The following is a 13,415-nucleotide window of genomic DNA, read 5'->3' as shown; positions in this document are numbered from 1 at the left end:
TGGTTGCGGCCTTGCCGCGTTTCGCGCCATTCCGATCTTCCTCCCTGGTGCTACCCGGTTTCCCAGGCAAGGAGGCGTTATTCCTGCTGCCGCTTCGCCGGAACGAGGACTCTTCCTCGGCAGGTGATGGTGGAGCGTGGCACGGGCTTTGCATCTCGACTCACACACCAAAAAAAGGATCCGGTGATCGTGTCGCTGGCAGGGCGTTGCGAATGCCGATCCACCATCCATTGAAGGAGACAATCCGATGAGAACGCGAGTACAGAACCTCTTCCGTGCATCCATGCTGGCCGTGCTCGCGCAGGGCATTGCCGCAACGGCGACGCAGGCGGCCGAACCATTTCCCGGCAAGCCAGTCCGCATCATCGTGCCGGCGGCTGCCGGCGGATCTCTAGATATCATCGCGCGGCTGGTCGCGCAGAAGATGGGCGAGCAGCTTGGCCAGACGGTCATCGTAGAAAACCGTGCCGGCGGCGATACTCTCGTCGCGACTCGCTACGTCAAGGACACCCCCGCGGACGGCTACACGCTGTTAGCGCAGGCGAACGGGTTCACTATCCTGCCGTCGCTGAAGCAGGATGCGGGCTACGATCCGCTCAAGGACTTCACGGCGATTGGCCTGATGGCCCGCTCCCCGATGATCATGCTGGTGAGCGCCAGCGACCCGAGCCGCAACGTCAAGGAGTTTATCGCGCGCGCCAAATCGGACAAGCTGTCGTTCGCGTCCGGCGGCGTCGGCGGCCCTCCGCATATGGCCGCCGCCATGTTCCTGCGAATGCAGGGGCTGGAACTGACGAACGTGCCGTACAAGGGCAACAGCCTGGCGCTGCCGGATGTCGTGGCGGGGCGTGTAACGACCATCTTCGACGGCTACACTAGTTGTGTCGCGTACCTCAAGTCGGGGAAACTGCGGCCGCTAGCAGTTACCTCCGCCACCCGCAACGGTCCGATGCCTGATATCCCGACCTTCAAGGAACAGGGCATCGACTACGAGTACACACTGTGGATGGGGCTGCTCGCGCGCGCGGGCACGCCAAAGGAGATTGTGGGACGCCTGTCTGAAGCCTTGCGGTACGCGACCAGCAGTAAGGACCTGATCGACCGGCTGGTCAGCGAAGGCGCCGACCCATCGTTCGTCACGCCGGAGGCGTTCAACAAATATCTGGCGAACGAGGTGCCGCAGATGATGAAACTGGTGGTGGACCTGAAGCTACCGAGGCAGTGACCAGGGCCGGTGTCGGTGCCATCGAGAACGGGCCCAACCTCGCGGCGCGAACCGCCGCATTGCGCCGGACACGTCAGTTGCAAGATCATAGGCATACCGAATATGGAACTTCGACATCTCCGCTACTTCATGGCAGCCGCCGAGGAAGAGCATTTCGGCCGCGCCTCCGATCGACTGAACGTCACAAGGCCGGCCGTCTCGCAGATCATCGCCGACCTGGAAAATGAACTTGGCACGCCGCTCTTCGAACGGCTCGCGCGCCGCGTCCGCCTGACGGCGGCCGGCAGCGCCCTGCTACCACGTGTGCAGGAAGTCATGAGCGATCTCAACGAGGCCATCGCTACCGCCCGACGCGTCGGTGAAGGGCAGGGCGCCGATTCCCGCTATTGAGGCGGACCGGATCGCGGCATCCGCGCTCAGCCCAGCCCGTCCACGTGCGACGGCGTCCGCAGGACCAGAAACCGGACTCTCAGCTATTATGGTCACAGGCCATAGCGGGATCGGGGCGGCCACAGTCCGAGGCGCGTTCGACGAGGCAGGCGCCGTCATCTAACTGCGCCTGCATCCGCGGCGTCGGCAGCGCGCTGGCCTTCGACCGGGAGGCTTGGCGCAAGGTGCAGGCAGTCAAGCTTGACGATACGTTCAACATGTGCCCGGCTTTTGCCGGTACAGCGAAGGAAGAGGGCAGGCCCGGCGCCTCGATCGTCAACCTGGAATCGGCGGCCGGAATCCACGGCGTGCCCAACCGCCTCGGCTATGCCGCGTCGAAGTATGGGGTGGTGGGGGATCACGCAGATCATGGCGCTCGAACCCGGGCCGTGCGGCATCCGCGCCAACGCGCTGGCACCGGTCAGCCGAGGTCGATGTAGACGTTCTTCTGATAGAGGAACGCATCGACATGGCTGGGTCCGCCCTTGGCGCCATAGCCGCTTCGCTTGTCGCCGTTCATGCCCACGGCGGTATCGAGCAGCCCATAGCAGTTGACCCACACGCTGCTCGCCTGGATGCCGTGGACCATCTTCATGGCGGTAGTCACGTTGCGCGTCCAGACCGTGCCGCTTAGTCCGTACCCGGTGGCGTTCGCCATGCGCAGCGCATCGTCGGCGTCATCGAACGGCAGCACCGAGATGACCGGGCCGAAGATTTCCTGGCGCGCGAAGGTCATGGCGGGGGTCACATTGGAAAACACGGTCGGCTGCATGAAGTACCCGTTGGCGAGCTCGCCGCCCAGCCGCTCGCCGCCGGCAGAAAGCGTCGCGCCCTCCGCCACGGCGCCTTGCACGTATCCCATCACGCGGTCGAGCTGTTGTCGTGAGATCACTGGTCCCATCTGGACCTCGGGATCCAGGCCATTGCCGACGCGTACGGCTTTCGAGAATGCGGTCAGTCGCTCGACAAACTCGTCGTGGATACTGCGCTGGACGAACAGCCTGGCGCCAGCCGTGTAGATCTGGCCACTGCTGTTGAATACCGCCATCGCCGTGCCCGGCACGGCCGCATCGAGATCCGCGTCGGCGAAGACGATATCGGGAGACTTGCCGCCCAGTTCGACTTGCACGCGCTTCATATTGCTGGCCGACGCTTCGATGATGCGGTGACCAGTGCCGACCGAGCCGGTAAACACAATGCGGTCGACATCCGGATGCGCTGCCAGTGCCGCGCCGGCGACCGGTCCGTGGCCCGTCACCACATTGACCACGCCGTCGGGAACGCCGGCTTCAATCAGCAGGTTGGCCATGTAGAGCACCGACAGGGAGGCGTACTCGCCCGGCTTCAGCACCACCGTACAGCCGGTCGCCAGGGCCCCCCCGACCACGTACCACTGGCCGACCAGCGGGTTGTTCCAGGCCAGGATGCCCCCGACCACGCCGATCGGGGCCTTGACGGTCATGGCCATCACCGAGCCGGGCAGGTTGTTGGGCAGCGTCTCTCCTGTCACGTTGACAGTCTGCGCCGCGAAGTGCGCGATGGTCTGCAGGACGAGGCTCTTCAGATTGCGTGCCCGAGTGATCGGCGATCCCATGTCGAGCGTTTCCAGCCGCGCCATCTCCTCGAAGCGCGCCTCCACCAAGTCGTGCACGCGCATGAGCAGGGCCTGGCGCTGGTAAGGCGTCCATGTCGACCACGGCCCCTCGAACGCGGCGCGCGCAGCCTGCACGGCCTTGTCGACGTCGGTCGCGTCGCCTTCGGCTAGGTGGGCCAGTATCTGCCCGGTGGCCGGGTTCAGGGTCTCGAACACCTTGCCAGAGGCAGATGGGACCACACAGCCATCGATGGTGTGGCCAAGCTTCGCTTTCAGGAAAGAATGCGCTGTGGCATCCGGTTCAGCATGCAGATTCATAGGCGTATCTTCCAATCTTCAGAGTGAGACATCACGTGGGGTAAGCAATGACCGGCGCCAGGTGCTGTCGAGCGATCCGACCTTCCCGGCCCGAGCAGGCGCGCAGGCGTCCAGTCGCCGCCAACCCGGCAGACCGGTGGCAGGGCCCTTTGGCTAGACCGGGATGCGAGGTAGTGCGGCGGGGGCCGACCCAAACATCCGAACCATAACGCTGACGCGCTATTCCTTCTTGACGCCGAGATTGGTCGCGAGGCGGGCCATGTCGTCCAAATCTCGCTTGAGCGCCTGGTTGAACTCCTCCGGAGAGGTCGCCATCGGCTCGATGCCGTCTGCTTCAAAGCGCTGGCGCATCTCGTTGCTGGAGGTGGCGCTGTGCAGTGCGTCGGCCAGCCGCTGCACGACGGCCTTCGGCGTGCCGGCGGGTGCCAGCAGCGCGATGTAAAAGTACGAGGTGAAGTCCGGCAGGCCCTGCTCGGCGACGGTCGGGATGTCCGGATAAGCTGGCAGCCGCTTGTGCGAGGTGACGCCAAGCGCCCGGAGTTGCCCGCCCTTGACCATGGCGCCGGTGTTCCCCACGCCATCGAACATCATGGTGACGCGACCGCTTATCAGGTCCGGATACACCGCCGAATTGCCCTTGTAAGGAATGTGAAGCATTTTCACCCCCGCCCGGTGCAGGAAGGATTGCGCCGCCAGGTAAGGCGTGGTACCAAAGCCTGCCGAGGCGAACGTCATCGTGGCGGGATTGCTCTTGCCGTGCGCGATGAAATCAGCGATCGATTTGTCGGGCTGATTCGCGCCTACCAGCACGAACCATGGCGATCGACCCATCTGGCCGATGCCGGTGAAGTCCTTCAGCAGGTCATAGCCGGGATCCAGCCTGACCGCGGGCAGGGCTGTGATGGTGTTTGTGGCGGCCAGCAGCGTGTAGCCATCTGCCGGCGCGCTGCGCACGAAGCGCGTGCCCACCAGAGTTCCGCCGCCCGCGCGGTTCTCGACCACCACCGGCTGGCCGAGTTTCTCGCTCATCTTCTGAGCCGCGAGCCGCGTCACGACATCCAGCAGGCCGCCCGGGGCGGACGGCACCACCACCCTTATGGGCCTGTTCGGAAAGGCGTCGGCGGCACTGGCCGGTGTGAAGACGACAGAAGCGGCAAGCATGGGTGCGAGCGCGAGCCTCATTACTGCGGGTTTCATTCTGGGTGTCTCCTGATTTTTTCTAAGTTCCCACGATCCCGATCCAGGGACCGGCGTTCTCGAAAGCCGCTGCAGCGCGCTTCCGGGTTCCCAGGCATCGGCGCTTCGGTATCCGCTTCGGCAAACTGCGGGTCCAGGTTCCGTTGCTGGGTGTTCTCAACCTGCAATTGCCATGCCACCCCCGGGTTATCGATAGGGCCCCTGCCTCGGCCGCCGCGCGGGGTGCCAGTGATTGTCATGTATTGCCTTGCATGCAGGTTGTCGCGGGCTGTTGTCCGAGCGTACATGTGTCGCGGCTCAGGACACTTGCGCCGCGGAGCACCGCCGCATAGCTGGCTCCCGACTTGGTTGCCGCGCGCGTCCCGAGGCTGCCTTGCGGTGGCTCGCCGACGTCGCTGTCGCTGGCTCCCGATCAGCGCGAGCTCTGCATCGCCAGGGGCGCGGACCTTGAGCACCAGCTGCGCGCTCAGGGCTCGGGCCGCGGTAACAATGGTGACGCCGACGACCTCGTAAGCCTCGTCGGTATGGCTTGCCCGCACCCCCGCGCCGGCCTGCACGATGACCTTGTGGCCCTGCCCGACGCACTTTATGATGGCTTCGGGGGAGGGGGGCGGCGACGCGAGCCTCGCCGGCCCGCGATTCACCCGGGATCAATATGCATCTGTTCCTTCACTGCTTTCGCACAACTACGTCGCGGCCGTAGTTGTGCGGGACTACCGACTCGTTGGACCTTATGGAGGCGGGCGGCTTTGCGTAGTCAGGTTTAGCGCGCGCCGTGGCGAGCGGGCGGGAACACGCGCCAGCAGCCGTCGGCATGCCGGAAGAAGTACAAAGAAAGACTGCCAGATGGCCGTTCCATCTCGACACGCACGCAGCCGCGACCCGGCGTACCTGGGGTGCGTACGCGCGTGATCCGCATGGGGGCGGCGGAGTTGGCGTCGACCCACTTCTCAATCAATCCGCGCAGCGATATGCCGCCTGCCGATTCGCTGCAGTGTCCGACCTGCATGCATGCCGCGCGGGCGGCATTCCGGTGGGGCAGCGCGACGACGTGTGGCGTTGGGGATGGCAATTGCAATGGTGCTTCCATGATGGCTTCCGCTTGCCCGGCAACGGCCGTGCTGATCGCATCATCGTGTGCGTCAGCTGCCGCCATGCCAGCTCGTAATACTGCGCTACTGCAACCCACGTGCCAGTCTGACCGAGTCTGTCGGAAGATTGGCCTATAGCACCCGGCGGGGCAAGCGTGACGCGGGGTGCGGCTACGGTGTACGGGGATTCACCTGCGCTGCCCGAGACGGTATGGTGCCGTTCTGTTTGCCGCGAATACAGCCATAGTGTCGTCGGAACGAACACATGACGACACAGCGTCGCGCTGACCGCGAGCGGGACATGGCTGTCGCCCGTACTGCGCTAGGGGCTCATCGCCACTTTGCGGGACCCTGAACGCCCGATGAAACGACCGCGCCGAGCATGGCATCACACTTGCTACTCCAGCTTGCCGCTAACACAAAGGAGATGACATGCCGAAGCAATTCCCCCGTACCTGGCTCATCACGGGCGCCGACAAAGGGCTGGGCTACCAGACTGCGAAAACCGCGCTCGAATACGGCGATCAGGTCGTCGTGACCGTACTGGCCGCGGACGGCCGCCACGAACTGAACGAGCAGTACCCCGAGCGCCTGCGCTCCTTCCACCTCGATGCACGCGACCATGCCCGCTTTGACGCAGTGGTCGCTCAGGCCGCCGCCGCGTTCGGCCGCATCGACGTCCTGGTCAACAACGCGGGCTACGGCCTGCTTGCGGTTGCCGAAATGACGATGGCGGACAAGTATCGCCCGATGTTCGAAGTGAACTTCTTCGGCCTGGTGGAGATGACCCGCGCCGTGCTACCGATCATGCGGCGCCAGCGCGCGGGGCACATCATCAACCTGTCATCCAAGGCGGGGTTCTCCGCTTCCCCGGGTTTCGCCTTCTATAGCGCCACCAAGTTCGCGGTCGAAGGCTACTCGGAGGCCCTAGCGAAGGAGGTGGAGCCACTCGGAATCCATGTGACCATCATCGAGCCCGGTGGCTTTCGCAGCGATTTCGCCGGACCGTCGCTGGTCACCTCCGGCAATGGCAGCGATGACTATGCCAGCATCAACCAGATGATCGAGCAATACGCCGCGCAACGTCATGGCAAGCAGCCGAGCGATCCGGTGAAGTTCGGATTGGCGATGTGCCAGTTGGTCGATGAACGGCAGCCGCCGCTGCGGCTGCCGTTAGGTCCGGACAGCGTGCAAAGCATGCGCGAGGACCTGGCGTCGATTGCACAGGAACTCGAACGCTGGGAGCCGCTGTCGCTGTCGACGAGCGTGGATGCCTAGCCTCAGTTGACGTTTTTTATTCCCGAGTCTGGCGATGCGGTCGTGTTCTCCGCGCACACAGATTGACCTTCCGACCCACCGCTGAAGGCAATGCGAAAACCGCCGCGCGATTGCGCCGACCTGTGGCGCACCCTCGTGTGCGCCACGGAGCCATCATGTGGTGCGGTTCTCAAAGCGGGCAGCGCTTCCCCCGAGTCCTGACGTGGCAACGCAAGCTACGCCAAATTGCCCACCGGAACCCCGAAGCGGTCATAGACCGCGTTCTAGAGACGGCAGCAGTGGCGTGGCTGACCCACACTTTGGCCGGGCGGGCGCGGTGGCGGACACATGTCTCCGGCCTTCCTGGTAGGCGTAGAAGCCGGCGCTGGTCTTGCGGCTGAACAGGCCGCCCACGTATCGGGTTGCCGTGATCGACGACAGGCGGTAGCGTGCTTCCTGGTAGAACTGGTTGTAGATCGACTCCATCACTGGGTGCGACACGTCCAACCGGGTCAGGTCCATCAGTTCGAGCGGCCCCATGCGGAAGCCAGCCTGTTCGCGCATGAGTTATTGATATCGACGAAATCCGTCACGCCTTCCTGAGCGGCCTTCAGGCCATCGATATTCATGCCGCGGCCGGCATGGTTGACGATGAAACCGAGCATATCCTTGCAGCGCACCGGCGTATGGCCCAGGCGGCGCGATAACATCATCGGCGCATCGCCAACGGGTGATCGCCGGACATGCCGTTGATCACGTCGACCACCTTCATCGGCGGCACGGGGTTGAAGAAGTGGTAGCCAGCGATGCGGCCACGGTGCTTCGCGCTGGCTGCAATAGCGGTGATCTACAGCGAAGAGGTGTTCGACGCAATCACCGCGTCGTCGCGCAGGCTCGCTTCGAGCCTGGCCACGAGGTCGCGCTTGACGTCGAGCTTCTCCACGATTGCCCCCGACCACCACCATGTCGCAAGCGGCCAAGTCTTCGAGCCCATTGCACGTCGGGCCAGCGCGCCCTCGCTGTCGGCGGCGATCTGCGCAATGCCTCGACCTGTGGCGCCGGGGCCGCAGATGCCGATGTCTGATATCCGCATTGGTCTGTGGGTCGGTTAGCCAGGACCGGCGCACGATGTGGTTATGCACCGGCGCCGGCCGCAGCGGAGTGACGGAGCGGCCGGGCGTTCAGCCTTTGAGTGGACAGGCGCTCTGGGACAAGGGCTGGAAGGCCTTGTCCGCAGGGATGATCTTGCGGATCTTCATCAAGTCGAACTCACCCTTGGACTCGGCCGGGCTCTTCGCTTCGGCCAGGTACATGTCGTGGAACATCTGGCCGTTGCGTTCGATGTGTCCATTCTTGACGAAGAAGTCATTGATCGGGGTTTGCCGCAGCTTCGTCATGACCTTGTCGGAGTCCGCGCTACCGACCGACTGGACCGCCTTCAGATACTGTGTGACGGCCGAATACATGCCGGCCTGCACCATCGTCGGCATCGACCGGGTCTGGGACTGGAACTTCCGGCCGAACGCCCGAGATTCGTCGTTGTAGTCCCAGTAGAAGGCCGTGGTGAACTGCAGGCCCTGCGCTGCCTTCAGGCCCATCCCCTTCAGGTCGTTGTCGAAGATCAGCAGCGGGGCGACAATCTGCTTGCCCTGGCCAAGGCCGAACTCAGCGGCTTGGCGCACGGCGTTCTGCGTATCGCGGCCCGCGTTCGCCAGCGCGATCACCTGGGCTTTCGACGCCTGCGCCTGCAGGAGGAAAGAAGCGAAGTCGGGGGCGGACAGAGGATGTCTGACCTTGCCGAACACCTTGCCGCCCGCCTCCTGGACGACCGCCGAAGCGTTATCCTCGAGCGAATGGCCGAAGGCGTAGTCCGCGGTGATGAAGAACCAGTCCTTCTTGCCGTCCGCGAGGATGGCTTGGGCCGTGCCATGGGCCAGCGCGTACGTGTTGTACACATAGTGGATGCCATACGGCGAGCACTGCTTGCCGGTGAGCTCGGTCGTCGCCGAGCCGGCGAAGAAGGTGATCTTCTTCCTGTCCAGGCCGATCTGTTGCAAGGCCAGCGCGGAAGCGGAGTCGGTTGATTCGACAATCATCTGCACATTGCTGCGGTCGTACCACTCGCGCGCCCGGGTAGCAGTGACGTCGACCTTGTTCTGGTAGTCGGCAGTCAGTACCTCGATGGGACGTCCCAGCACCTTGCCGCCAAAGTCCTGCACCGCCATCTTGACGGCCGCGATGCCGCCCGGGCCGCCGATGCCGGAGTAGACGCCGGTCATGTCGACCAGTACCCCGATGCGGAACGGTTCGTCCGCAGGAAAGGTCGAGCCGCTGGCCAGTGCCATCAACACACAGCCGTAGTAGATAGATCGCCGATTCATTGTGCAGTCTCCTGGTCGTTATCGTGGTGGTAGTCGTTGTCGCCGGGGGGGCCGGCGACTAACCGCTGCGGTGCCGGTCTCGCGCTGCCTCAGTTCTTCCATGCGGGGAGGCTGTCACTGCAGGTGTCGCGCGCAGGCGCCGGTGCGGTCAGGCCCTCCCCCCGGAAGGCGTTTGCCACCGGCACGGGCAGCGCGGGCACCTGCTCGCCCGTACCTGAGGTCACTTTCCGACTGAACAGGCCGCGCGCGGCGAAATGTGGGTCGCGGCAGGCCTCGTCGAGACTGACAACCCTGGCCGTGCAGACATCCTGGCCGCGAAAGCGCTGCTCCCAGACGCTGGCAGGCTGGCGGGAGATGGCCTCCGCCACGCGCTCGCTGGCGTCGTGCACACTCAAGCTTGCCAGCGCCTCTTGTTTCAGCCCGATCAGACGGGTGAAGTTGGACCAGAACTTGTCCTCGATTGGGGCAGCAGCCAGGTACTGACCGTCGGAGGTCCGGTAGATCTGGTAGCGCGGCGAGCCGCCTGTCACCAGTCCCGAGCCGGGGGTGGGCCAGGAGCCTCGCCATCCATCGCCGAGCCCCCAGTACTGGAAGGTGAACAGGTTATCGGCCATCGCGATGTCGAGGAAGCTGCCGCGCCCGGTCTGCTCGCGCTGCCTCAGCGCGAGCAGGATGTTGATCATGGCCGGGTAGGCGCCGCCGGCGATGTCGGCGATCAGCGCGGGCGGCAGCGATGGCGCGCCATCGCTACCGCAACTCAGCGACAGCATGCCCGTCGAAGCGACGTAGTTCAGGTCGTGCGCGGCTTCCCGGGCGCGCGGGCCATGCTGTCCGTAGCCCGTGATGGCGCAGTAGATCAGCCGCGGATTCCGCGCCGACAGCGCCGCATAGCCCAGTCCGAGCCGTTCCATCACGCCGGGACGGAACTGTTCGACCAGCACGTCCGCGTCGCAGACCAGTGGCATCAGCGCCTCGATAGCGGCCGCCGACTTCAGATCGAGCGCGACCGACCGCTTGCCGCGGTTCAGCAGCACGAAATTGACGCTGTCCGAACCCAGCTTCGGTTCATAGGAGCGCATCTCGTCGCCGTCCACGGGCCGCTCGATCTTGATGACGTCGGCGCCGGCCTCGGCCATCAGCAGGGTGCAGAGCGGGCCGGGCAGCAGCGTGCTGAAGTCGAGGATCTTCACGCCGTGCAGTGGCTGCATCATGATGGCGCCTGCCCTTTACGTTGCGCGGCGACACGCGCGCGACGGGCCGGTGCGTAGGCTTCCTGCCCCAGCGCCTCGTAGAGCGCTGCGGTCACGGCGTAGTGGTGGGACAGGCCGGTGCGCTCCAGTAGGGAGATGGGGCCCTCAGGATAGCCGAGGCCCAGCCGCAGCGTCTGGTCCATGTCCTCTGCGGTAGCCAGCCGTTCGTCCAGCCGGCGCAGGGCGGCATTGTAGTAAGGACGGACCAGCCGGTCAACGATGCGGCCAGGGAAGTCATTGCAGACAGCCACCACGAGGCCGACGGCCTGGAACGCTTCGCGCGCAGCCTCGATCGCCTTGCGCGCGGTGCTGGGCTGCCTGACGAGTTCGACGAGATTGCTCGGCGCGGCGTCGCCCAGGCGGAAGCGCGCGAATCCGACCACGTTGGAGCCTTCCTTGCCGGCATGCTCGCCGGTATGAGCGCCAAGGCATTCGGTGCCAAGTTCAATGGCGATGAAGGGAGCCGACGGGTTCTCGGGCGCTCCGGCGAACGCCTGGCCGGCGCCTTGCCCAAGATAGACGATGCCGTCGCTTGAAGGGCTGGCGGCGTCAAGGAAAGGGTGGGCGTCAGGGAAGGAGCGGCTATATCCTGCTTCGACGATCTGGTAGGTCATGGTCAGGCTCCGAACATTTTCGAGTCGCTATAGTTGTGGAAGCCCTGCCCGGTCTTCTTGCCGAGCCGCTTCGCGGCGATCATGCGGCGGACCAGAGGAGGGCAGGCGGCGCGAGGCTCATTGGTCAGGCCATACATCGCCTCGCAGAGCAGCTTCTGGGTGTCCAGGCCGACCAGGTCCAGCAACTCGAGTGGACCCATCGGGTAACCGAGCGCGTTTTTGATGGCGGTATCGATATCGGCCGGCTCGGCAACCCCCTGTTCCACCAGCCGGATGGCGTCGTTGTTGAAGGGGATCAGGAAGTAGTTGAGGATGAATCCGGGGGTGTCTTGCGTCCTGACAGGCTTCTGGCCCATTTGAAGCGCGAATTCCCAGGCGGCCGCGAAGGTCTCCTCGGAGGTCGTCAGCCCCGGCGACATCTCGATGAGCTTCATCAGTTGGGCAGGCAAGCAGAAATGCATGCCGACGAAGCGGTCGGGGCGCCCCGATCCTCCAGCGATCTCGGTGATCGAGATAGTCGACGTGTTGGAAGCGAACAGGGTATGTGGCGGGCATGCCTTGTCGAGCGCAGAGAACAGCTGATGCTTGACTGCGAGGTCCTCGAAAATCGCCTCGATCACGATGTCGCATTCGGCCATGGCGGCGACGCTGGTCGTGCCTTGCCAGCGACCTAGGATCTCTCCGACTTCATTCGGTTGTATTTTGCCTCGCTCGGCGGACTTCTTCAGGAAGCCCTCGGTCTGGCCGCGGGCCCGGTCCAGCGCCTCCTGGCGGGTGTCGTACACGATGGTCTTGAAGCCGGCCCGAGCTGCCACGATGGCGATGCCGGCGCCCATCGTCCCGCTGCCGGCCACGCCGACGGTCTTGATTGTTGTCACTGCATGACTCCTTGCTATTTCGTGAGGAAACTTCTACCAATGAGCTGACGGTGGACCTGATTGGTGCCTTCCCAGATCTGGGTGATCTTGGCGTCCCGCATCAGCCGCTCGACGCGGTAGTCGTTGCAATATCCGTAGCCGCCCAGCAACTGCACGGCATCGGTAGTGATGCGCATGGCGGCGTCGGTAGCGCGGAGCTTGAGTATCGAGGCCTCGATACCAAAGTCCTTCTCGCCCCGGTCGACCATCTCGCCGATCCGCCACAACCACGACTCGCACAAAGCGAGCTCAGACGCCATGTCGGCCAGCATGAACTGGATGCCCTGGAACTCCAGGATCCGGCGGCCCGACTGCCTCCGCTCGTTGATGTATGCGGTTGCGTCCTCGAACGCGGCGCGGGCGATGCCCAGCGCGTGCGCCGCCACGCTCGGCCGGGAGCGGTTCAGCGAGCCGAACAGGATGGGCAGGCCGTCGCCTGGCGCGCCGATCAGGTTGGCACGCGGCACGCGGCAGTTCTCGAAAGACAGCGACGCGGTGCTGGAGGCGCGCGTGCCCATCTTGTGCTCGGTGCTGAGAACCGTCAGGCCGGGCGTGCCCTTCTCCAGCACCAGAACGGAGATCGACTGCTTGCTGTCGGCGATCTCCGACCACTTGCCGAACAACAGGTAAAGGTCGGCCACATCGCCGTTGGTGATGAACACCTTGCCGCCTTGGATCACGATGTCGTCGCCATCCGGCGTGAAGGTGGTGCGCATGCCGGTGGCATCCGACCCCGCCGACGGTTCGGTGATCGCCAGCGAGGCGATCGCACCCTCGGCCACGCGCGGCAGCCAGCGCTCTTTCTGCGCTTCGCTGCCGTACTCGATCAGCGGCTTCATCGCATGGAAGTTGGTGGCCCAGATGATGCCAGTCGACGCGCATGCCTTCGAGATCTCGCGCACGCAGGCCAGGTAGCTCACATAGGAGGTCTGGGCGCCGCCGTAGGCTTCCGGCACGAACATGGCGTTCAGTCCGAGCGCGTTGATCGCCTCGATGTTCCGCCAGGGAAACTCCCCGGTGCGGTCGTAGCCGGCTGCATCCGGGGCGATTCGCTCCCGGCACAGGTCTTTGACGCTGTCGAGCAGCATCTGTTCCTCATTCGACAGGCTGAGGCTGCGATCGAGGCGTTCCAGAATATTCAT

At 64.5% G+C, this 13,415-nt stretch carries 12 protein-coding genes and 2 pseudogenes; 4 read left to right on the top strand and 10 right to left on the bottom strand.

All coding sequences use genetic code 11. The features are described from left to right. Window positions 1-247: 247 nt before the first annotated feature. The 3 genes from AC07XB_RS31580 (at window position 248) to AC07XB_RS31570 (ending at window position 2,094) form a co-directional block, all read left to right on the top strand. Window positions 248-1,225 (top strand): Bug family tripartite tricarboxylate transporter substrate binding protein, encoded by a 978-nt coding sequence (locus AC07XB_RS31580; RefSeq protein ID WP_492831349.1) that lies wholly within the window; start codon window positions 248-250, stop codon window positions 1,223-1,225. A 102-nt stretch (window positions 1,226-1,327) separates the two neighbouring features. Then, window positions 1,328-1,615, top strand: coding sequence for a LysR family transcriptional regulator (locus AC07XB_RS31575; RefSeq protein ID WP_492831348.1), 288 nt, complete (start codon window positions 1,328-1,330; stop codon window positions 1,613-1,615). 44 nt (window positions 1,616-1,659) lie between these two features. Then, entirely contained in the window at window positions 1,660-2,094 is a 435-nt protein-coding gene (locus AC07XB_RS31570; RefSeq protein ID WP_492831347.1) for an SDR family NAD(P)-dependent oxidoreductase, read from the top strand. Here AC07XB_RS31570 and AC07XB_RS31565 read toward each other — a convergent pair. The 4 genes and pseudogenes from AC07XB_RS31565 to AC07XB_RS31550 form a co-directional block, all read right to left on the bottom strand. Further along, the gene (locus tag AC07XB_RS31565; protein ID WP_492831346.1) at window positions 2,076-3,566 is read right to left on the bottom strand and encodes an aldehyde dehydrogenase family protein; all 1,491 of its coding nucleotides are present in this window, start codon (window positions 3,564-3,566) and stop codon (window positions 2,076-2,078) included. The genes AC07XB_RS31570 and AC07XB_RS31565 overlap by 19 nt on opposite strands. Before the next feature lie 219 nt (window positions 3,567-3,785). Beyond that, on the bottom strand, window positions 3,786-4,748 hold the full coding sequence (locus AC07XB_RS31560) for a Bug family tripartite tricarboxylate transporter substrate binding protein (RefSeq protein ID WP_492831345.1): 963 nt from the start codon (window positions 4,746-4,748) through the stop codon (window positions 3,786-3,788). Window positions 4,749-5,179: 431 nt separating this feature from the next. Then, a pseudogene (locus AC07XB_RS31555) lies at window positions 5,180-5,420 on the bottom strand (NAD(P)(+) transhydrogenase (Re/Si-specific) subunit alpha); the annotation flags it as partial. A gap of 106 nt (window positions 5,421-5,526) precedes the next feature. Continuing rightward, window positions 5,527-5,919: a hypothetical protein gene (locus AC07XB_RS31550; RefSeq protein WP_492831344.1), complete on the bottom strand. Its 393-nt coding sequence runs from the start codon at window positions 5,917-5,919 to the stop codon at window positions 5,527-5,529. Between the two features lie 367 nt (window positions 5,920-6,286). Here AC07XB_RS31550 and AC07XB_RS31545 point away from each other — a divergent pair, with 367 nt between their 5' ends. After that, window positions 6,287-7,132: an oxidoreductase gene (locus tag AC07XB_RS31545; protein ID WP_492831343.1), complete on the top strand. Its 846-nt coding sequence runs from the start codon at window positions 6,287-6,289 to the stop codon at window positions 7,130-7,132. A 300-nt stretch (window positions 7,133-7,432) separates the two neighbouring features. Here AC07XB_RS31545 and AC07XB_RS31540 read toward each other — a convergent pair. The 6 genes and pseudogenes from AC07XB_RS31540 to AC07XB_RS31515 all read right to left on the bottom strand — a co-directional run. Beyond that, window positions 7,433-8,204, bottom strand: a pseudogene (locus AC07XB_RS31540) (3-hydroxyacyl-CoA dehydrogenase NAD-binding domain-containing protein); the annotation flags it as partial. Between the two features lie 88 nt (window positions 8,205-8,292). Beyond that, window positions 8,293-9,492 (bottom strand): ABC transporter substrate-binding protein, encoded by a 1,200-nt coding sequence (locus tag AC07XB_RS31535; protein ID WP_493688133.1) that lies wholly within the window; start codon window positions 9,490-9,492, stop codon window positions 8,293-8,295. Window positions 9,493-9,581: 89 nt separating this feature from the next. Beyond that, window positions 9,582-10,703, bottom strand: coding sequence for a CaiB/BaiF CoA transferase family protein (locus AC07XB_RS31530; RefSeq protein WP_492831341.1), 1,122 nt, complete (start codon window positions 10,701-10,703; stop codon window positions 9,582-9,584). Beyond that, window positions 10,700-11,356: a 3-hydroxyacyl-CoA dehydrogenase family protein gene (locus tag AC07XB_RS31525; protein WP_492831340.1), complete on the bottom strand. Its 657-nt coding sequence runs from the start codon at window positions 11,354-11,356 to the stop codon at window positions 10,700-10,702. Before AC07XB_RS31525 ends, AC07XB_RS31530 begins: the two co-directional genes overlap by 4 nt. 2 nt (window positions 11,357-11,358) lie before the next feature. Continuing rightward, a complete protein-coding gene (locus AC07XB_RS31520) occupies window positions 11,359-12,234 on the bottom strand; it encodes a 3-hydroxyacyl-CoA dehydrogenase family protein (RefSeq protein ID WP_492831339.1) in 876 nt (291 codons plus the stop codon). Between the two features lie 14 nt (window positions 12,235-12,248). Then, window positions 12,249-13,415, bottom strand: a complete 1,167-nt coding sequence (locus AC07XB_RS31515; protein ID WP_492831338.1) for an acyl-CoA dehydrogenase family protein — start codon at window positions 13,413-13,415, stop codon at window positions 12,249-12,251.

The sequence above is a fragment of the Cupriavidus sp. GW821-FHT02F09 genome, from assembly GCF_059421605.1.
Note: the sequence above shows the minus strand (reverse complement) of the source record. Positions and strands in the feature narration are given on the sequence as shown.